At 29.6% G+C, this 19,837-nt stretch carries 33 protein-coding genes; all 33 read left to right on the forward strand.

All coding sequences use genetic code 11. From position 1 onward, the window contains the following. The first annotated feature begins 77 nt into the window (after positions 1 to 77). The 33 genes from BP997_RS06945 (at position 78) to BP997_RS07105 (ending at position 19,814) form a co-directional block, all read left to right on the forward strand. On the forward strand, positions 78 to 755 hold the full coding sequence (locus tag BP997_RS06945; RefSeq protein WP_409198722.1) for an METTL5 family protein: 678 nt from the start codon (positions 78 to 80) through the stop codon (positions 753 to 755). A gap of 291 nt (positions 756 to 1,046) precedes the next feature. Continuing rightward, entirely contained in the window at positions 1,047 to 1,871 is an 825-nt protein-coding gene (locus tag BP997_RS06950) for a putative RNA uridine N3 methyltransferase (RefSeq protein WP_413825508.1), read from the forward strand. A 480-nt stretch (positions 1,872 to 2,351) separates the two neighbouring features. Then, positions 2,352 to 3,362 carry a 50S ribosomal protein L3 gene (gene rpl3p / locus BP997_RS06955; RefSeq protein WP_413825505.1) on the forward strand — a complete coding sequence of 337 codons (1,011 nt, stop codon included), beginning with the start codon at positions 2,352 to 2,354 and terminating at the stop codon, positions 3,360 to 3,362. Between the two features lie 2 nt (positions 3,363 to 3,364). Continuing rightward, positions 3,365 to 4,129, forward strand: a complete 765-nt coding sequence (gene rpl4p, locus BP997_RS06960; protein ID WP_409198725.1) for a 50S ribosomal protein L4 — start codon at positions 3,365 to 3,367, stop codon at positions 4,127 to 4,129. Between the two features lie 55 nt (positions 4,130 to 4,184). After that, positions 4,185 to 4,445, forward strand: a complete 261-nt coding sequence (locus tag BP997_RS06965; RefSeq protein WP_409198726.1) for a 50S ribosomal protein L23 — start codon at positions 4,185 to 4,187, stop codon at positions 4,443 to 4,445. A 13-nt stretch (positions 4,446 to 4,458) separates the two neighbouring features. Beyond that, entirely contained in the window at positions 4,459 to 5,184 is a 726-nt protein-coding gene (locus BP997_RS06970; protein ID WP_413825503.1) for a 50S ribosomal protein L2, read from the forward strand. 16 nt (positions 5,185 to 5,200) lie between these two features. After that, the gene (gene rpsS, locus BP997_RS06975; RefSeq protein WP_413825500.1) at positions 5,201 to 5,617 is read left to right on the forward strand and encodes a 30S ribosomal protein S19; all 417 of its coding nucleotides are present in this window, start codon (positions 5,201 to 5,203) and stop codon (positions 5,615 to 5,617) included. Between the two features lie 12 nt (positions 5,618 to 5,629). Continuing rightward, positions 5,630 to 6,094 (forward strand): 50S ribosomal protein L22, encoded by a 465-nt coding sequence (locus BP997_RS06980; RefSeq protein ID WP_409198729.1) that lies wholly within the window; start codon positions 5,630 to 5,632, stop codon positions 6,092 to 6,094. A 4-nt stretch (positions 6,095 to 6,098) separates the two neighbouring features. Further along, positions 6,099 to 6,866 (forward strand): 30S ribosomal protein S3, encoded by a 768-nt coding sequence (locus BP997_RS06985; protein WP_409198730.1) that lies wholly within the window; start codon positions 6,099 to 6,101, stop codon positions 6,864 to 6,866. 2 nt (positions 6,867 to 6,868) lie between these two features. Next, the gene (gene rpmC / locus BP997_RS06990; RefSeq protein ID WP_413825494.1) at positions 6,869 to 7,075 is read left to right on the forward strand and encodes a 50S ribosomal protein L29; all 207 of its coding nucleotides are present in this window, start codon (positions 6,869 to 6,871) and stop codon (positions 7,073 to 7,075) included. Continuing rightward, positions 7,076 to 7,450 (forward strand): stress response translation initiation inhibitor YciH, encoded by a 375-nt coding sequence (gene yciH / locus BP997_RS06995; protein WP_409198732.1) that lies wholly within the window; start codon positions 7,076 to 7,078, stop codon positions 7,448 to 7,450. Between the two features lie 103 nt (positions 7,451 to 7,553). After that, positions 7,554 to 7,835: a ribonuclease P protein component 1 gene (gene rnp1 / locus BP997_RS07000; RefSeq protein WP_409198733.1), complete on the forward strand. Its 282-nt coding sequence runs from the start codon at positions 7,554 to 7,556 to the stop codon at positions 7,833 to 7,835. A gap of 10 nt (positions 7,836 to 7,845) precedes the next feature. Next, positions 7,846 to 8,166, forward strand: a complete 321-nt coding sequence (locus BP997_RS07005; RefSeq protein ID WP_409198734.1) for a 30S ribosomal protein S17 — start codon at positions 7,846 to 7,848, stop codon at positions 8,164 to 8,166. 1 nt (position 8,167) lies between these two features. Beyond that, positions 8,168 to 8,566: a 50S ribosomal protein L14 gene (locus BP997_RS07010; RefSeq protein WP_409198735.1), complete on the forward strand. Its 399-nt coding sequence runs from the start codon at positions 8,168 to 8,170 to the stop codon at positions 8,564 to 8,566. An 11-nt stretch (positions 8,567 to 8,577) separates the two neighbouring features. Further along, positions 8,578 to 8,928, forward strand: a complete 351-nt coding sequence (gene rplX / locus BP997_RS07015) for a 50S ribosomal protein L24 (RefSeq protein ID WP_409198736.1) — start codon at positions 8,578 to 8,580, stop codon at positions 8,926 to 8,928. Positions 8,929 to 8,931: 3 nt separating this feature from the next. Then, positions 8,932 to 9,663 (forward strand): 30S ribosomal protein S4e, encoded by a 732-nt coding sequence (locus BP997_RS07020; RefSeq protein WP_409198737.1) that lies wholly within the window; start codon positions 8,932 to 8,934, stop codon positions 9,661 to 9,663. Then, a complete protein-coding gene (locus BP997_RS07025) occupies positions 9,660 to 10,187 on the forward strand; it encodes a 50S ribosomal protein L5 (RefSeq protein WP_413827706.1) in 528 nt (175 codons plus the stop codon). The genes BP997_RS07020 and BP997_RS07025 overlap by 4 nt, the downstream gene beginning before the upstream one ends. Before the next feature lie 13 nt (positions 10,188 to 10,200). Further along, complete coding sequence (locus BP997_RS07030; RefSeq protein WP_409198739.1) at positions 10,201 to 10,353, forward strand: 30S ribosomal protein S14; 153 nt, start codon at positions 10,201 to 10,203, stop codon at positions 10,351 to 10,353. 59 nt (positions 10,354 to 10,412) lie between these two features. Continuing rightward, the gene (locus BP997_RS07035) at positions 10,413 to 10,805 is read left to right on the forward strand and encodes a 30S ribosomal protein S8 (protein WP_409198740.1); all 393 of its coding nucleotides are present in this window, start codon (positions 10,413 to 10,415) and stop codon (positions 10,803 to 10,805) included. 10 nt (positions 10,806 to 10,815) lie between these two features. After that, the gene (locus tag BP997_RS07040; RefSeq protein ID WP_409198741.1) at positions 10,816 to 11,364 is read left to right on the forward strand and encodes a 50S ribosomal protein L6; all 549 of its coding nucleotides are present in this window, start codon (positions 10,816 to 10,818) and stop codon (positions 11,362 to 11,364) included. 24 nt (positions 11,365 to 11,388) lie between these two features. Then, positions 11,389 to 11,715 (forward strand): 50S ribosomal protein L32e, encoded by a 327-nt coding sequence (locus tag BP997_RS07045; RefSeq protein WP_409198742.1) that lies wholly within the window; start codon positions 11,389 to 11,391, stop codon positions 11,713 to 11,715. 404 nt (positions 11,716 to 12,119) lie between these two features. Further along, positions 12,120 to 12,566 (forward strand): 50S ribosomal protein L19e, encoded by a 447-nt coding sequence (locus BP997_RS07050; protein ID WP_409198743.1) that lies wholly within the window; start codon positions 12,120 to 12,122, stop codon positions 12,564 to 12,566. 11 nt (positions 12,567 to 12,577) lie between these two features. Beyond that, on the forward strand, positions 12,578 to 13,156 hold the full coding sequence (locus BP997_RS07055; protein WP_409198744.1) for a 50S ribosomal protein L18: 579 nt from the start codon (positions 12,578 to 12,580) through the stop codon (positions 13,154 to 13,156). 2 nt (positions 13,157 to 13,158) lie between these two features. After that, on the forward strand, positions 13,159 to 13,797 hold the full coding sequence (gene rpsE, locus BP997_RS07060) for a 30S ribosomal protein S5 (RefSeq protein ID WP_409198745.1): 639 nt from the start codon (positions 13,159 to 13,161) through the stop codon (positions 13,795 to 13,797). A 13-nt stretch (positions 13,798 to 13,810) separates the two neighbouring features. After that, complete coding sequence (locus tag BP997_RS07065; protein ID WP_409198746.1) at positions 13,811 to 14,269, forward strand: 50S ribosomal protein L30; 459 nt, start codon at positions 13,811 to 13,813, stop codon at positions 14,267 to 14,269. A 15-nt stretch (positions 14,270 to 14,284) separates the two neighbouring features. Further along, a complete protein-coding gene (locus BP997_RS07070; protein WP_409198747.1) occupies positions 14,285 to 14,722 on the forward strand; it encodes an uL15m family ribosomal protein in 438 nt (145 codons plus the stop codon). 182 nt (positions 14,723 to 14,904) lie between these two features. Next, positions 14,905 to 16,272 carry a preprotein translocase subunit SecY gene (secY, locus tag BP997_RS07075; RefSeq protein ID WP_409198748.1) on the forward strand — a complete coding sequence of 456 codons (1,368 nt, stop codon included), beginning with the start codon at positions 14,905 to 14,907 and terminating at the stop codon, positions 16,270 to 16,272. Positions 16,273 to 16,365: 93 nt separating this feature from the next. Then, positions 16,366 to 16,926, forward strand: coding sequence for an adenylate kinase (locus BP997_RS07080; protein WP_409198749.1), 561 nt, complete (start codon positions 16,366 to 16,368; stop codon positions 16,924 to 16,926). Between the two features lie 27 nt (positions 16,927 to 16,953). Then, the gene (locus BP997_RS07085) at positions 16,954 to 17,517 is read left to right on the forward strand and encodes a DUF106 domain-containing protein (protein WP_409198750.1); all 564 of its coding nucleotides are present in this window, start codon (positions 16,954 to 16,956) and stop codon (positions 17,515 to 17,517) included. Positions 17,518 to 17,714: 197 nt separating this feature from the next. After that, positions 17,715 to 17,981: a 50S ribosomal protein L34e gene (locus BP997_RS07090; RefSeq protein ID WP_409198751.1), complete on the forward strand. Its 267-nt coding sequence runs from the start codon at positions 17,715 to 17,717 to the stop codon at positions 17,979 to 17,981. Beyond that, on the forward strand, positions 17,981 to 18,499 hold the full coding sequence (gene cmk, locus BP997_RS07095) for a (d)CMP kinase (protein WP_409198752.1): 519 nt from the start codon (positions 17,981 to 17,983) through the stop codon (positions 18,497 to 18,499). The genes BP997_RS07090 and cmk overlap by 1 nt, the downstream gene beginning before the upstream one ends. After that, positions 18,500 to 18,712 (forward strand): 50S ribosomal protein L14e, encoded by a 213-nt coding sequence (locus tag BP997_RS07100; RefSeq protein ID WP_409198753.1) that lies wholly within the window; start codon positions 18,500 to 18,502, stop codon positions 18,710 to 18,712. It abuts the gene before it with no gap. A 139-nt stretch (positions 18,713 to 18,851) separates the two neighbouring features. Beyond that, entirely contained in the window at positions 18,852 to 19,814 is a 963-nt protein-coding gene (locus tag BP997_RS07105; RefSeq protein ID WP_413825488.1) for an RNA-guided pseudouridylation complex pseudouridine synthase subunit Cbf5, read from the forward strand. The last annotated feature ends 23 nt before the right edge of the window (positions 19,815 to 19,837 follow it).

Consider the following 19,837-nt stretch of genomic DNA (forward strand, 5'->3'; position numbering starts at 1 on the left):
TATTATATAATTAAATTATCTTTATTATATTTTTTTAGATAACAAATATTTAGTACCACTATTAAGGTTTTATTATTATGATAAAAATTAAAAAGAAAAAACAATTAGAAATGATACTTCAAAAAATACCTTCTCATCCAAATCCTAAAGTTAACTTAGAACAATATACAACACCTTCTTATATTGCAAGTGATTTATTATGGAATGCATATTCAATTGGTGATATTGAGGGTAGAAATATTATAGATTTGGGGTGTGGAACTGGAATATTTGCTATAGGTTCAAGTTTGCTTGGGGCTTGCAAATCTTTAGGTTTAGATATAGATAATGATTCAATTGGTACGGCTTTAAAAACATCAAATAATTTAAATCTTAAGAATGTAAATTTTGATGTTTTAAATGTTCTACAATCTAATGATTTAATAAATATTGTAAAAACTTATAATTTAAGTTATGATAATAATTTTAAGGTTGAAACTCTATTCCAGAATCCTCCTTTTGGTTCTCAAGAAAAGGTAAAAAAAGGTAAAGATAAAAAATTTATTGATGTTGCAATGAATTCAGCAGAGGTGATATATTCTTTTCACATGTTATCTACTGAAAAATTTGTGTGTGAATATTTTGAAAGTAAAGGTGGTGTTGTGTCTCATAAATTTAGGTATCATTTTCCTTTACCTAAAGTTTATAGTTTTCATAAAAAAGAAACTTATAATGTTGATGTGATTGTTTTAAGAGTTGAAAATTTTTCAATTTAATTTTTTCATTATTATTTTTTTTCTTTTTCAATTTAATTTCTGATTTATTTTTTATTTCTTGTTTTATGTGTTATTTGTTCTCTTTTTCTATTAAAAGAAGTAAAGTATATATACTATATTAAACTAATATAATTATAATCTATATATTATATATTTAAATAAATTTGTTATAGTAGATCTATAAAATACTCTAACTTTTAGAGTATTGGAACTTAACTTAATATTTTCCTAGTTGATATTATAAAAATTTTAGGGTAATATTTATATATAGATTTGAATAAATAATTATTAATGCAGAAACGAAATTTATCAATCTTTATACCAAATTCATTCTTGTCTGAGACAACTGACTTAAAATTTAAGACTAGTAAAGTTGGAATTTTAGGAAGATTATTAGCTGTATATAGAGCTAATCAAGTTGTAATTTACAATGATATGTCTCATGGAGATGAAAATAACTTCAAAGATGGGGATTTCATTGCTGAAGTACTTTCTTTCATGGATACACCTCAATATTTAAGAAAACAGGCGTTTCCAATAAAGTCAGAATTGAAGCATGTTGGAATACTACCTCCTTTAAGAGCTCCACACCATCCTAATAATGTAGAACCTGAATTAGGTGATTACAGACAAGGATTTACTGTGAAGCGTAATAGAAAAGGAACATTTGTTGATATAGGTATGGATAAATTAGCATTCTGCAGAGAGCAACTTACAGTAAAAAAAGTTTTCAGCTTTAAAATTACAAAGTTAGCTAAAGAGGTAATAGTCACACCTGATGAACCAGATGACATTTACTGGGGTTATAAGACATTATCTACTCATAAAAGTCTTAAAAATAGCTTGAAATTAGTTAAACCCGATCTTGTTGTTTTAACTACAAGATATGCAGATACAATAGATTCTATTTTTAATGAATTAGAATATAAGGTAAAGGAATCTGATAATATAGCAATATTATTTGGAGGACCTTACTCTTCAATTGAAGAAAATGTTGAAAGTTCTAATTGGGATGTTGTGAAAGTAAATACAATACCTAATCAAGGAACTGAAACCGTCCGAACTGAAGAAGCTGTATCAGCTACATTATCTATATTCAATTTAATGATGGACTAATAAGGAATTATTAGTCTATTTGCAGGTTAAAACTTAACTTGCATATTGTGTATCAAAAAATTAGATTATTAATAACAATTATTTTTCCAGTTATTGATAAAAAGCTCATGCTAGATTTATTAGTCAGAGCTATCAACTATTAAATTTACTCCTAAATAGGGGTATGAAAATTTTAGTTGTAAAGAAAAATATTCATGTTTATCTAACTTTAGATTAAATTAAAAGAATAATAAAGTTCTATTTCTAATCTTTAAAGTTATTTATTTAAATTTAAAAAATAAAAGACATTTAATTAAAGAATTTGTATTATTATACTATTTAGATACTCTTTAATATGAAATGATTAAAAAAATGATTTAAAATACGTATTTTAAATTAAAATAAAAAGATAAAGAATAAACCAATAATTAATAGGTTACAATTATTAAAACTAATTAATTACGGGAAATAAAAATATAAAATAAAGGAGGAAAAGATTAAATGGTAAGACATCACCAACCAAGAAAAGGTTCAGTTGCATACAGCCCTAGAAAAAGAGCTGCTAAAGAAACACCTAGAATCAAATCTTGGCCAAGTTATGAAGAACCAAAACTTTTAGGTCTTGCTGGTTATAAAGTGGGTATGACACATGCAATGTGTGTAGATGCTGATAAAAACTCTCCTACTTATAATATGGAAGTTTTCACACCAGTAACTGTTTTGGAAGTACCGCCTGTTGTTATAATGGGTATTAGATCATATGAAAAAACTACTCGTGGTTTAAGAGCTATCACCGAGGTTATTGCAGATAATTTAGATGAAGAACTCTCCCGGAAGATTACTCTTCCTAAAGAATATAATCAATCTGAAGCTATTGCAAAAATACAAGATGCCTTAGAATATACTGATGATATTAAACTTTTAGTACATACAAATCCTAAAGTAACCAGTGTTCCTAAAAAGAAACCTGAAATTTTTGAATGTGCTATAGGAGGAACTTCTTCAGAAGAAAAATTAAATGCTGCTTTAGAATTATTAGGTAATGAAGTTAAAGCAAGCGATGTATTTTCTGAAGGACAATATGTAGATTCTATCGCTACCACCAAAGGAAAAGGATTCCAAGGTGTAATTAAAAGATGGAATATTAGAATCCAATATGGTAAAGCTGCTAGAAGTGGTAAGAAAAGACATGTAGGTTCTATTGGTCCATGGACACCTAGAAGAACTATGTGGACAGTTGCTCAAGCTGGTCAAACTGGATACCATAAGAGAACTGAATTTAACAAAAAGATTTTAAAGATTGCAGATGCATCTCAAGTAGATGAAATTAATCCTGATGGAGGATTTATAAAATATGGTCTTGTTAAAAATGATTATATTTTAGTAAAAGGTTCTGTACCTGGTCCATCTAAAAGATTAATTATCTTAAGAAAAGCTATGCGTCCTAAAAAATCTGATGCTAATGCACCACAAATTAATTATATTAGTACTCGTTCTAAACAAGGAGCTTAATCATGAAGGTTAATACTTATAATCTAAAAGGGGAAGTTGATGGAAATATTGAACTTCCAGCTATTTTTGATGAAGAATATAGACCAGACCTTATAAAAAGAGCTGTAATTTCTGCACAAACTGCTAGAGTACAACCTTGGGGAAACGATCCTATGGCTGGTAAAAGAACTACAGCTACTTCTTGGGGTTCAGGAAGAGGTGCAGCTATGGTACCTAGAATAAAAAATGGTTCTAAAACTGCTTTTATTCCTTTAGCTGTCGGTGGTCGTCAAGCTCACCCAGTACGAGCTGAAAAAAATCATCATGAAAAAATCAATACTAAAGAAAGAAGATTCGCTATTAGATCTGCAGTTGCTGCAACTACTAATGAAGAATTAGTTTCTGGTAGAGGTCATAGAATTGATAATGTACCTCAAGTACCTTTAGTTGTTGATGATGAATTAGCTTCAATCAAAAAAACAAGTGAAACTCGTGAAATATTCAAAAAATTAGGAATATTTGATGATATCACAAAAGCTAAAAATAGTAGAAAAGTGAAAGCTGGTAGAGGTAAACTTAGAGGTAGAAAATACCGTAATGCTAAGGGACCTCTAATAGTTGTTGATGAGGATAAAGGTATCAGTTTAGGTGCACGTAACCATGCTGGTGTCGATATTGTATCTGTTAAAAATTTAAATGCTGAATTATTAGCACCAGGTACTCATCCAGGTAGATTAACTGTTTTCACTAAATCCGCAGTTGAAAAATTAGGAGGATTATTCCAATAAATATCCAATATTGGATGTTTAAAATGGAATGATTATAAAGTGAAGGTGGATAATTATGGATCCTTACGCAATTATAGTTAAACCTCATGTAACTGAGAAAACTATGAACTTAATAGATCAAAATAATGAATTAACTTTTGTTGTTAATAGAGAATCTAACAAAAATTCTATAAAACGTGCTATTGAACAATTATATGATGTTAAAGTTGAAAAAGTTAACACTCATATTAGCTCAAAAGGTATTAAACTTGCATATATTAAGTTAACAGAAGAAGAAGATGCAGAAGATATTGCTGTTAAAATGGGAGTATTCTAAGGAGGAATGAAATATGGGTAAACGATTAATCATTCAACGTAGAGGAAGAGGAACTCCTACTTACCGTGTAGCATCTCACAGATTTAAAGATAAAATACAATATAGAAATTATGATAATCTTGAAAAAGAAGGAAGTATAAAAGGAGTAGTTTCTGATATTGTACACGATCCTGCAAGAACAGCACCTATTGCATTAGTCAAATTTGAAAATGGAGAAAAAAAATTCATACTCGCTCCAGAAAGTATACAAATTGATGATGAAATAGAATGTGGAATTTCTGCTCCAATAAGTTTTGGTAATACATTACCATTAAGAGAAATTCCAGAAGGAACTCCTATCTATGATATAGAAAATAGACCAGGAGATGGTGGACGTTTTGTTAGATCTTCAGGTACTTATGCTTCTTTAATAACTCATGATGTAAATCAAGCTGTTGTTGAATTACCGTCTGGTGAATTAAAATCTTTCAATCCAAATTGCCGTGCAAGTATTGGAGTAGTTGCAGGTGGAGGAAGAAAAGAAAAACCATTCCTTAAAGCAGGAAACAGATGGCATGCTCTTAATGCTAAGGGTAAAAAGATGATGACAGTTAGAGGAGTAGCAATGAATGCTGTAGACCACCCTCACGGGGGAGGTAACAGACAACACCCAGGTGTACCAACTACTATTTCAAGACATGCATCTCCAGGAAGAAAAGTTGGTTCAATTGCAGCTAAACGTACAGGTAAAAGACGATAATTAAGGAGGTAGCTACTTGGCAAGAAAAATATTTAAATATCAAGGATTAACCCTAGAAGAATTACAAGATTTATCTCTAGATGAGTTAGTTGAGATCTTACCATCAAGACAAAGAAGATCTCTTAAGAGAGGATTTTTACCAAGACAACAAACTGTTTTGGATAAATTCCGAAAACTTAAAAAACATGAAGAAAACAAAAAAGGCGGTAAACCAATAGTAATAAAAACACACTGCCGTGATATGATTGTATTACCTGAAATGGTTGGAACCACTTTTGGTATATATAATGGTCATGAATTCAAAGAAGTTACATTCACTCCAGAAATGATTGGTTGTTACTTTGGAGAATTCGCACCAACTAGACAAAAAGTTAGTCACGGTGACCCAGGAATGGGAGCTACAAGAAGTAGTATGTTTGTACCGCTTAAATAAGGAGATTAGAACATGGCAAATAACTATGCATATAACAATAAAGATATTGATGAAGAAAAAACTGCACGTGCTATGGCTAAATCTCTTAAGGTTTCCCCAAAACATTGTGTTGAAATTAGTAATGCAATAAGAGGAATGGAAGTAACAAAAGCAAAAGAATATTTACAAAATGTTATTGATATGAAACAAGCTGTTCCATTCAAAAGACATAATAAGAAAGTAGGTCATCGTAAAGGTGCACAAGGTTGGCCATCTGGAAGATACCCTGTTAAAGCTGCAGCTGAAATTTTAAAAGTTTTAGAAAATGCAGAAAGTAATGCAGAGTATAAAGGTATGGATACTGAAAACCTTATTATTGAACACATATCTAGTCATAGAGGTATGGTTATTAGAGGAGCTATACCAAGAGCTTTTGGTAGAGTCACTCCATTTAATACACCAACTACCCATGTTCAAGTAGTATTAGTGGAGGCTTAAGTTTATGATAGAAAAAGATTTCGTAACCGAAGGACTTAAAAGAACCAAAATCGACGAATTTTTAGAAACCGAACTTGAAAGAGCAGGTTATGGTGGAATGGATGTTCAAGTTACACCACTTGGAACAATGATTGTTGTTTATGCTGAAAGACCAGGAATGGTTATAGGTAGAGGTGGAAAAACTGTTAGAGCTATCACTCAAACTTTAAAAAATAATTTTGATTTAGATAATCCTCAAGTTGAAGTAAAAGAAGTTGATGTTCCAGAACTTAATCCTAAAATTATGGCATCTAAAATTTCTAATATGCTTCAAAGAGGTATGCACTTTAGACGAGTTGCTTATTCCACTATTCGTAGAATTATGGGAGCTGGAGCTCAAGGTGTAGAAATTACAATCTCTGGTAAAATTAGAGGTTCTAGATCTGCTGTTTCAAAATTTGTTGAAGGATACATTAAGAAATGTGGTGAACCTTCAGACCGATTTGTTAAAGAAGGTTTTGCAAGTGCTACTTTAAAACCAGGTGTTTTAGGAATTTTCGTACGTATTATGCCTCCTGAAGCAGTTTTACCTGATAAAGTTGAAATAATTGCTCCTCAAATTCAAGAAGAAATTATTGAAGAAGAAGTTGTTGAAGAAGTCGAAGAAGTCGAAGAAACTGAAGCTCCTGAAGAATCTGAAAACATTGAAGAGTTAGAAGAATTAGAAGAAATTGTTATGGAAGATGAAGCCGAAGAAACAAATTCTTCTGAAGAATCTAAAGAGGATGAGTAATTATGGCTATTTTAAGAAGTAATGAAATTTGGGAAATGGAAATTGAAGAAATTCAAGAAAAATTAATTGAACTTAAAGTTGAATTAAATAAAACCGTTTCTAAAGGTGCTGCTGCAGGTGTTATTGATAACCCTGGTCAAGTTAGAGAACTTAAAAGAACTATTGCTCGTGTTCTTACAATTATGAGCCAAAAACAGAAGGAGAACTAAATGAAAATTTGTGAGGTATGCGGTCTTCCTGAAGAACTTTGTGTTTGTGAAGAAATTGCAAGAGAAGTTCAAACTGTTAAAGTATTTACAGTAAGAAGAAGATTCGGTAAACTTATGACAATTGTCGAAGGAATAGATGAACACGATATTGATATTAAAGAACTCACTAAAACTTTGAAAAGTAAATGTGCTTGTGGTGGAACTGCTAAAAATGGTCAAATTGAACTTCAAGGTGATCATAAAACTAAAGTAAAAGAAGTTCTATCTAGTATGGGATTCTCTTCAGATACTATTGAAATTAGAGATTATAAAAAGAAAAATAATCATAAACATAATAATAATCATAATAACAATAGACATCATAAGAAACATTAAAATTCTAAATTCAATATTGTAAATTTGTCTGATTAATGTTCTAAAACAAAATATCATAAGTTTGATTATTTTATTTTTTAATCACACTTTTGTTTAGAATAATATGATAAACTCAGAAAATATATTCTATCATGAATTGATTGGTTTAGAGCTTAAGGTTATAAATAGCTCTAATAAATCATTGATTGGTTTAAGTGGAATTGTTATTGATGAAACTAAAAAGACTTTAAAAATCGAGACATCCACTAAAGGGGAAAAATTGATTCAAAAAAATGTTTCAATTTTTCATATAATTCTCCCAGATAAATCTAAAGTTGAAATTGATGGGAAAATATTATTGAATCGTCCTGAAGATAGAATAAAAAAGAGATATAAAAAAATATAATGGTGATAATATGGTTGGTCTCAATGTCCAAGAACCTGAAACTACATGTAAGGATCCTAATTGCCCATTTCATGGTAATTTGCCTTTAAGAGGTCAAGTCCTTGAAGCTACAGTTACATCCTATAAAAATGATAGAACTGTTACTGTAGAACGTAGTTACTACAAATTCATTAAGAAATATGAAAGATATGAAAAAAGAAATTCAAAAATTAATGTTCACAAACCTGATTGCATTAATATAGAAATTGGTGATGATGTAAAAATCGCTGAATGTAGACCTTTAAGTAAAACTAAACATTTTGTTATTGTAGAAGTTAAAGGGGATAATTAAAATGAAAGCAAGTACATCAAATATTACAAAACCTTTACCTGTTGGTGCTAGACTTCAATGTGTTGATAATACTGGTGCACGTGAAATTGAAATTTTATCTGTAAAAGGATTTAAAGGTGTCCGCAGACGACTTGATGCAGCTGGTGTTGGTGACTTAGTTACAGCTTCAGTTAAAAAAGGAACTGCGGATATGCGAAGAGAAATTGTTCAAGCTGTTGTAGTAAGACAAAAGAAAGAATTTAGACGTGCTGATGGTCTTCGTGTTAAATTTGAAGATAATGCGGCAGTTATAATAACTCCTGAAGGATTATTAAAAGGTTCTGAAGTAAGAGGTCCTGTAGCTAAAGAAGCTGCAGATAAATGGCCTAGTGTTGGTAGTGCAGCTAGCATTTTAATTTAAAGGTGAAAATTATGTCAAAACAACCAAGAAAACAAAGAAAAGCATTATACTCTGCACCTTTACACCAACGTCGTAACAGAATGAGTGTAAATTTAAGTCATGAATTAAGAGAAAAGTTAGGTAAAAGATCTCTTCCTGTTAAAGTTGGAGATAAAGTAACCGTACTTCGTGGTGATTTTAAAGGTCAAGATGGTGAAGTCGAAGCTATTGACATTAAAAGATACAAAGTTACTATTGATGGAATAACTTTAAATAAAGCTGATGGTAATGTAGTATTTTTACAAGTTCACCCTTCTAACTTAATGATTACTGATGCAGATTTAGATGATGATAAAAGAAATAAACATGTAAAGGAGGAATAAATAATGGCAAATATGGGATCAAGAAAACATCTTAAAAGATATAAAGCTCCTAAATCCTGGCCTATCCATCCAAAAGAAAAAACTTGGACAGTTAAACCAGCAGCAGGTCCACATGCTATTGAAGATTCCTTATCTTTAATGGTAGTAGTTCGAGATGTATTAAAAATAGCTGATAATTCCAGAGAAGCAAAAACTATAATAAATTCTGGAGATATCTTAATAGATGGAAAAGTTAAAAAAGATTATAAATATCCAGTTGGATTAATGGATATAATTACAATTCCAAAAAATGAAACATCTTACCGAGTATTATTAGATAATAAAAACAGATTAACTTTATTAAAAATTAATAATAATGATGCTGATGAAAAATTATCTAAAATCGTTAATAAAACTACAATCAAAGGTGGAAAAATACAATATAATCTTCATGATGGTAGAAACTTATTAACAGATGGAGATTACAAAGTCGGAGATGTTTTAAGTCTTAAATTACCTGAACAAGAAGTTCAAAACTCATTCAAATTAGAAGAAGGAGCTACTGTTCTTGTTACTGGAGGAAAACATACCGGAGAAATAGGTAAAATATCTGAAATTATTATCAGTAAAACTTCTAATCCAAATACTGTAATTATAGAAAACAATAAGAAAGAAAATTTCTTAACTTTAAAAGATTACGCATTTGTTATTGGTGGAGAAAAACCTGTAATTGACTTATTGGAGGTTAACCAATGAATCCTATGGATCAAATAAAAATTTCCAAAGCTACAGTAAATATAGGTGTAGGAGAATCTGGTGAAAAATTAACTCGTGCTTTAACTTTACTCGAAAATTTCACAGAACAAAAACCAGTAAAAACTTTTTCTAAAGTTACTAATCCTGAATTTGGTATTCGTAAAAGACAACCAATTGCATGTAAAGTAACTTTAAGAGGTGAAAAAGCTGATAGAGTTATTAAAATGGTATTAGATGGTATTAATAATAAGATTAAACCTACCCAATTTGATGCTCAAGGTAACTTATCTTTCGGTATAAGAGAACATATTGATATTCCAGGAATGAGATATAACCCTGATATTGGTATATTTGGTATGAATATTTCTGTAACCTTTGAAAAACCAGGATACAGAATAGCTAAAAGAAAAATCCAAAATAAAAAGATTCCTCAAAAACATAAAATTACTCCAGAACTAACCATGAAATTCATGGAAGATAATTTTAATGTAAACTATGTGGATGAAATTATTGAAACTTATTAAATAAATATAAAAGGTGATAAATTTGCCAAGAAAATACGGTAGAGCAGCAAAAAAATGTAGTCGATGTGGAGATCATTCTGCTATGATCAGTCGTTATGGATTAAATTTATGTCGACAATGCTTTAGAGAAGTCGCCCCAAAGATTGGATTTAAAAAATATAATTAAATTATATTGAATTTTTTACAAAAATTATTAAAATTAAAAATTAAAAAGGTGTTATAGTTATGACTCTTATGGATCCTCTTGCTGATGCTTTAACTAATTTAAGAAACAATGAATTACAAGTTAATAATCATTGTACTATAAGCCCAGCATCAAAATTAATCGGGCAAGTTTTAAGCACAATGCAAAAAGAGAATTATATAGATGAATTTGAATATATAGATGACAATAAGGCTGGAAAATTCGAAGTAGAATTAGATGGTAACATTAATCAATGTGGTGTTATTAAGCCTCGTCATGCTGTAAAGAAAGATGAATTTGAAAAATTTGAAAAAAGATATTTACCAGCAAAGAATTTCGGTATTTTAATCGTTACTACTCCTGAAGGTATTATGACCCACAAGGAAGCTAAAGAACGAGGTATCGGTGGAAGATTGTTGGCTTATATGTATTAGGTGATTATGTATGGTATTAGCTGCAGCTATTAAGGAAGAAATTGAAATTCCTGAAGGCGTTGAAGTTAACCTTGAAAAAGTTAACATTGAAGACACTATTTCTGTCAAAGGTCCAAATGGTGAAACTTCTAGAAAATTTAATTATCCAAACCTAACTATTACTAAAGAAGATAATTCTATAATAATAGAAACTAATTTCCCAAAGAAACAAGATAAATCTATGGTTGGAACAACTAAAGCTCATATTAATAATATGTTAATAGGAGTTACAGATGGATTTACTTACAAAATGAAAATTGTATTCGCTCACTTTCCAATGACTGTTAAAGTTAGTGGAAATAAAGTAAATATAGACAATTTTATTGGTGAAAGAAGTCCTAGATTATCTAATATTGTAGGTTCTGCAAAAGTTAGTGTTAAAGGTGATGAAGTAACCATTACTGGTGTAAATAAAGAAGATGTTGGTCAAACTATGGCTAATTTAGAACAAGCTACTAAAATTACAGGAAAAGATCCTAGAGTTTTCCAAGATGGTATTTACTTAGTTAGCAAAGAATAAAAGAGTTATTTATTGGTGATTATTATGAATAAAAAATTTAATAGACAAGAATATGCTCGTTACAAAAAATTAGGTAATAAATGGAGACGTCCTCGAGGTAAAACCAGTAAAATGAGAAGATATGAAGCTGGTAAGCCTGATATGCCTGCAATAGGTTATCGTTCCCCTAGAGTTACAAGAGGTTTACATCCTTCTGGATACAAAGATGTACTTGTATGTAATATGAAAGAATTAGAAGCTTTAAATCCTGATACTGAAGCAGGAAGAATTAGTGCTTCTATAGGTTCTAGAAAGAAAGCTATGATGTTAGAAAAAGCATCAGAATTAGGAATAAAAATATTAAATAAATAAATTTTTATTATACAATAAAAAGTTTTTTTAATCATTTTCAATTTTAAATGAAAAAATGATTATTTCCAAATTATATTAATGATTATTAGAAAAAAATTATCTTATAAACTACTTGATGAAATTAAAAAAATTAATTGGGCAGTTATTTAAAATGATATGGGATTATGGAGTACAGTTTGTAACCTCAAATCAAACTTTAAATAACATTTATCTGAATTAGATTAAATCTTTTTCAGCATTTTTTTAAAACTTCATTAAGCAAATATAATTCATTGTAAAATTTAAGGGAAATCTAAAAACTTGAAAAAATTGCAATTATTTTATTTCAAGCTATAAATAATTAGAATAATTCTATAATAAAAAAATAAATCAATTACTTTAAAAAAATAATTGGAGGATTATTAATGAATCTTACAACTCAAAAAAGATTAGCTGCTAGTATTCTTAAAGTAGGAGTTAATCGAGTATGGATTGATCCTGAAGAAATCGAAGAAGTTTCTAGAGCTATCACTAGAGATTCAGTTCGTCAACTTATCGATCAAGGAATTATTAAAGCTAAACCTGAAACTGGTATTAGTAGTTACAGATCTAAAAAGATTAAACAACAAAAAGCAAAAGGTAGACGTAAAGGACGAGGTAGTATAAAAGGAGCTAAAAAAGCTCGAAACCCTAAAAAGAAAGTTTGGATGAGAACTATCCGTGCTTTAAGAGGGGAATTAAAAGATATGCGTGATGCAGATCAAATAGATCCTACTACTTATCGTAAATTGTATAAAATGGCTAAAGGTGGAGCCTTCAAAAGTAAATCTTATATGAAGTCTTACGCTCGTGACCATGAATTACTTAAATAGGAGGAATGAACTTGGCACACGGATCAAATTATAAAGTAGCATTCAGAAGAAGAAGAGAAGGAAAAACTGATTATGCTCAAAGAATGAAATTAGTTAAGATTAATGCAAATAGATTAGTTGTTAGAGTTTCTAATGCTAATGTTATTGTTCAAGTTGTAAAAGTAGGTGAAAATGGAGATGAAACATTAGTATCTGCTCATAGTAAAGAACTTAATAAATTAGGTTGGAAAGCTGGAAACAAAAACACTAGTGCTGTATATTTAACTGGTTATTTATGTGGTAAAAAAGCTTTAGCTGCAAACATTGATGAAGCTATCGCAGATATAGGTTTAAAATCTCCTATTAAAGGTTCTAAAATATTTGCTGCTATAAAAGGAGCTTCTGATGCTGGATTTTATGTACCATTTGGTGAAAAAGTTATTCCTAGTGAAGAACGTATTAATGGTCAACATATTGCAGATTATGCAGAATCCTTAGATGAAGCTGATTTAAAAACTAAATTTAGTAAATATTTAGAAAATGATCTTCAACCTGTAGATTTACCGGATCACTTTGAAGAAATTAAAAATAAAATTGATGATGAGGTATAACTATGAGTTTTAATATTGATGAATGGGAACCTACCACAAAAATTGGTACTCAAGTAAAAGAAGGTACTATTACTGATATAGATGAAATTTTTGAAAAAGGTTTACCTATAATGGAATTAGAAATAGTAGATGCCTTACTTCCAGACCTTGAAGAAGAAGTAATGGATGTTAACTTAGTTCAAAGAATGCACAAATCTGGAAGAAAAGTAAACTTCAGAGTAATTGTTGCTGTTGGAAATAAAAACGGTTATGTTGGATTAGGTCAAGGTAAAGCTAGAGAAGTAGGTCCTGCTATTAGAAAAGCTGTTGATAATGCTAAGTACAATTTAATTAAAGTACGAAGAGGATGTGGAGATTGGGGTTGTGTTTGTGGTAAACAACATACAGTTCCTTTCAAAGTCACAGGTAATACTGGTAGTGTAGATGTAACTTTAATCCCTGCTCCTGCTGGAGTAGGATTAGCTGTAGGAAATGTTGGTAAAACAATCTTAGGTCTTGCAGGTATTAAAGATGTTTGGAGTAGTGCTAGTGGCCAAACTCAAACAACTGTTAACTTTGCATTCGCAGTTTTCGATGCTTTAAAAGAATTAAGTAAAGTTAAAGCAACTAAAGGCGAATTAAAAGGCATGGGAGTGCTTTAAATAGGTGATTATCATGTTTTTTGTTATTAGAGTTAGAGGTAGTACAGGTGTTATTGCTGACATCAAAGATACATTAGATTTACTAAATCTTACAAGAATCAGCCATGCTGTTTTAGTTGAAGAAAATCCAAGTATGAAAGGTATGCTTCAAAAAGCAAAAGATTATCTTACTTGGGGAGAAATTGATGCTGAAACATTAACTGAAATTATTGAAAAAAGAGGAAAACTTGTTGGTGGAGATAAAGTCACTGAAGAATATCTTAAAGAAAATACTGATTTTTCATCTTTTGAAGAATTAGCTAATGCATTAATCAATGCTGAAATTAAAGCTAAAGATATTAATATGAAACCTGTTTTCCGTTTACACCCTCCAAGAAAAGGTTATGAATCTATCCGTCTTACTTATAATGAAGGTGGAACCCTTGGTTACAGAGGCGAAGAAATTATTGATCTCGCAAAGAGAATGAGTTAATTATTGGTGGTATGAATGATTAGAAAAAGTCGTAAAATTAATAAACAAAGAGGCTCTCGTTCTATTGGTGGAGGATGCTCCAAAAAACGTAGAGGTGCAGGAAATAGAGGTGGAAGAGGTTTAGCTGGTGCAGATAAACAACACTGGACTTGGACTGTAATTCACGATCCTGATCATTATGGTAAACATGGATTTAAAAGACCTCAAAAAATGGTTAAAAAAATTAATCCTGTTAACTTAAGTTATTTAGATGATAAATCTGAAGAATTATTAGAAAAAGGTATTGCTTCTAAAGATGGAGATTCTATTGTTATAGATATAACTGAATTAGGTTACAATAAAGTTTTAGCTAAAGGTTCTATTTCAAAACCATTAACTATTAAATCTCCTTCTTTTTCAGCTTCTGCTATTGCTAAATTAGAAGAAGCTGGAGGCGAAGCTGTAGAATTATAATTTAACTAATTTAATATAATTCTATATTTTTTATTATTTCAAAAAGTTTATTTTATTAAAAATAGTTTTATTAATCATGAAAATTAATATATTATTAATTTAATGAGTTGGCTATTTTTATTCATTAAATTTTTTAAAATATTTAAAAATTTATTATTAGTTAGTTATATCTGAGGAATAACATGTCAGTTTTGGAAAATTTTAAACCTTTATTTAGGCTTCTTCCTGAAGTTAAAACTCCTATACATAGAGAAAGTTTTAATGAGAAGCTTAAATGGACAGGTATCATATTGGTATTATATTTTATTTTAACTCAAGTTCCATTATATGGATTGAGTAGTGCAGCTGTTGATCAATTTGCTCAATTAAGAGCGGTTATGGCTGGAAGTTTTGGTTCAATTTTAACTTTAGGGATTGGTCCTATTGTAACCGCATCAATTGTACTTCAACTATTAGTTGGTTCAAAAATATTAAAATTAGATTTATCTTTACATGAAGATAAAGCAATGTTCCAAAGTACTCAGAAATTGTTAGCTATTGTTTTCACAATATTTGAAGCTGGAGTTCTTGTTTTTACAGGAAGTTTAATACCTATAGATAACTCTTATCTTGGTGTATTAATGTTACAATTAGTTATTGGAGCTGTATTAATTATTTACCTTGATGAAGTTGTATCTAAATGGGGATTTGGTTCTGGTGTAGGTCTATTTATTGCAGCAGGTGTTGCTGAACAAATTGTTGTTGGTACATTTAACTTTTTACCATCACCAACTCAACCTGGTACTTTCTCTGGTATGATTCCGCAATTTATCCAATCAATTGCTGCAGGACAACCTAATCCTTCTGTATTGCTCCCATTAATTGCTACTATAATAGTATTTTTAATTGCTTCTTATGGTGAAAGTATGAGAGTAGAAATTCCTATTTCTCATGGATCAGTTAGAGGGCACGGAAGAATTAGAGGATCTGTTGGTAAATATCCATTAAAATTTATTTATGCAAGTAATATGCCAGTTATATTAACTAGTGCATTATTAGTGAACGTTTCTCTTATGGCTAGTGTCTTCCAAAAATTAGGATGGCCAATATTAGGTGAAGTTTCACAAGGTCAAGCAATTAATGGTTTAGCATTATATTTAACAACTCCTTCTGGAGTTAGTATGTTATGGACTAATCCATTTAGAGTAATCTTTTATGCTATTTTCTTCTTAGCATGTTGTGCTCTATTCAGTTGGTTATGGGTAGAAATCAGTGGATTAAATGCTAAAGAAGTTAGTAAAAAATTATATGATTCTGGTATTCAAATACCTGGATTCAGAAGTAGTAAGAGACAGTTATATAAAATTATGAATAAATATATTCCTGCATTAACCATATTAGGTGGTTTATTCGTAGGACTTTTAGCATTTGGAGCTGATTTCACTCAAGCTTTAGGTGGAGGTACTGGTGTATTACTTACTGTTGGTATTGTATACAGGTTATATGAAGAAATTGCTCAAGAACAACTTATGGATATGCACCCAGTATTAAGAAAATTCTTAGACAACTAAGATTTTTAAACAAAAATATATTTTTTATTTTATATTTTTTTTAAACATAAATATGATTTAATTTTAAATTTATAAATTATAAGAGGGATTATTATGAAATTAGTAGTTTCAACAGGGATACCTGGTTCAGGTAGTACAACAGTATTAGAAAAAGCTTTACAAGAAGTCGATTATCTTCATATTAACTATGGGGATATCATGACTGAAATTGCTATTGAAAAAGAGTTAGTTGAAGATAGAGATTCTTTAAGAAAATTATCTTCTGATGTTCAAAAAGAAATTCAAAAGGAAGCAGGTATTAAAATTAAGGAGAAATCAAAATCTCAAAATGTTATAGTTGATACTCATTGTACTATTAACACTCCAGATGGTTATTTACCTGGATTACCTATATGGGTTTTAGAAGGATTATCTCCAGATTGTTTTATATTAATCGAAGCAAATCCTGATGAAATATTATATAGACGATTGAATGATGATTCTAGAGTAAGAGATATTGAAAAAGCAAAGGATATTCAATTACATCAAGAAATGAATCGTGCAGCTTCTATGGCTTATGCAACTTTAACTGGTGCTACTGTAAAAATTATTAATAATCATGATAATCATTTAAATTCTACAGTTAAAAATTTTGTAGATTTATTAAAAGATTAAATTGAATAATTTTAAGGAACTAATATTATGGTAGTTGAAATAGTTTATATGGTTTTAGATGCAATTTTTGCACCTTTAATTTCATTGGATCCTACTCCTAAAAATCCAATGCTTACAATTTTTGTGATATCATTAATAATTTCTCTTATTACTACTCTTGCTCAAAAATTGTTAGTTGATCAAGATGAGATGAAAGAAATCCAAGATGAAATGAAAGCATATCAAAAAGAAATGAAAGAAGCTCAAATGAGTGGTGATAATAGGCAAATGGCCAAATTACAAGCTAAACAAGGAGATGTAATGGCTAAACAATCTAAAATGATGAAAATGTCTTTTAAGCCTATGATTGTTACTTTTATACCAATATTATTAGTTTTTTATTGGATGGCTCAATCAGTTGTTTCTAAAACAATTGTTTCACTTCCTCCGGCGGTTTATTATACTTTATTAACCCCGTTATGGCATATGTTTTATGGACCTCCAACTACAACTTTACCTTATGCTGTAGGTTGGTTAGGTTGGTACATTTTATGTACATTTGCTTTATCACAAATATTAAGAAAATATATGGGATTCAAAGATGGATTTTAAATCCATTTTTGAGAAATATTTTAGAAAAAAGAATAAGTTTATATTGATAGATGATTATAATAATATTATAAATTACTATTTTTAAATAAATTGGTTTTTTATTATTAAATATAATTATTTAATTTATATTTTGAATCTATTTTTTTATAATAATAGGTTCTTTAATTATTAAAATTTTATAAAAGGTGGAGAAAAGAATGCCTGAATTAAGATACAGATCAAGATCATACAAACGGATGCATAATAACACCCCTGGTGGTAAAAGTGTCCTAAGATATAAAAAGAAGAAACCATCTAAGCATGTATGTGCTGAATGTGGTGCACCGTTACATGGAGTTCCTCGAGGACGTCCATATGAAATTAATAAATTGTCTAAATCTCAAAAAAGACCTAGCCGCCCATATGGTGGTTATTTATGTTCTAAATGTGCTCGTAAGCACTTTAAAAATGAGGCTAGACAATAATGATTATAACTATCGGTGGTCTTGCAGGTACTGGAACTACTACTGCAGCCCAAGTATTATCTAAAAAATTGGATATACCCTTTTTATCTACAGGTAGTATCTTTAGGGATATGGCTAAAGAGAAAGGTATGTCAGTTTTAGAATTTAGTAAATTTGCTGAAAATAATACTGAAATCGATAATGAAATTGATAAAAGACAAGCTGAAATAGCTAAAATTTCTGATAATCTAATTGTTGAAGGTAGACTTTCTGCTTACTTTATTGATGCTGACTTAAAAATTTGGATGTATGCTCCTTTTGAAATTCGAGCTAACCGAATTTGTGATAGAGAAATTAAATCTTTTGAAACAGCTAGTCAAGAAATAAAGATTCGAGAAGAAAGTGAAGCTTCTAGATATTTAGATATTCATAATATAGATATTAATAATTTTGATATCTATGATTTAATGCTTAATACTAATAGGTTTAATCCTGATAGTATAGCAAATATAATTTTAACAACATTAAAGGTGATATAAATGGCATCTATTGAAGTCGGAAGAGTATGTATTAAGACAGCTGGTAGAGAAGCTGGCGAAAAATGTGCAATAATTGATATTATTGATGATAACTTTGTTGAAATAGTTGGTCAAACTATAAAAAATAGAAGATGTAATATTAACCATCTTGAACCTATTGATCAAACTGTAGAAGTTACAGATGATATTGAAGCTATTAAAAAATCATTATAAGAATAATTATCTTTAATTATTTTTATAAACTAATTTTTTCAATATATTTACATTATTTTTTTAATTAATAATTTTTATTTTAATATAAATAAAAATAAGTTTGAATTTTTTTTAAATACTTTATTTTAATGTGATTTTTATGGAAGGTTATGTAGTTAAATCTTCAAGTAGTACTAATGATGATTATGGTTGTGACCCTTTTAATAGACCTATTGAAGAACACATTACTCATGGAATAATTAATTTAGATAAGACTTCTGGTCCTACTTCCCATGAGATTGATTCTTGGGTTAAAAGAATTTTGCATGTTAATAAAACAGGTCATAGTGGAACTTTAGATCCTAAGGTTACTGGTATTTTACCTATAGGTATTGGTTCTGCTACTAGAGTTATTCAATTGTTATTACTTGCTCCTAAAGAATATGTTTGTTTAATGAAATTACATCAAGAAGTTGATGAAGATTCTATTAAATCTATTTTTGAAAAATTTACTGGTAAAATTTTCCAAACTCCTCCAGTAAAATCAGCTGTAAAACGAGAACTTAGAGCTCGTACTATTTATTATTCAGATATTTATGAAATAGATGGTCGGGATGTTCTTTTCCGTATTGGTTGTGAATCTGGAACTTATGTTCGTACTTATTGTCATAATATAGGTGAAGCTTTAGGTTGTGGTGCCCATATGGCAGAATTACGTCGTACTATAGTTGGTCCTTTAAATGAACATACTAATCTTATTACTTTACAAGATTTAACTGATGCATATTATTATTATGCTGAAGAAGGTGATGAAACTTCTTTACGTAATATGATTAAACCTATGGAAGTTGCGACTGAACATTTACCTAAAGTAATTATTAGAGATTCTGCTGTTGGTGCTATTTGTCATGGTGCTAATTTAGCTGCTGGAGGAATTGTTGCTATTTCAGAAAATGTTCGCTATGGTGATATTGTTGCTATAATGACTATTAAGGGAGAGCTTGTTGCTTCTGCTAAATCTTTATTTAGTCTTGATGAAATTTTAGATTCTGATTCTGGAATTATTTTTGAAACTAATAATGTTTATATGGATCCTGATGTTTATCCAAGTATGTGGAAATAAATTGGCTCTGTCAAAAACTTAGT

This window comes from Methanobrevibacter sp. UBA412 (genome assembly GCA_002495685.1).
Lineage (GTDB): Archaea > Methanobacteriota > Methanobacteria > Methanobacteriales > Methanobacteriaceae > Methanobrevibacter_A > Methanobrevibacter_A acididurans.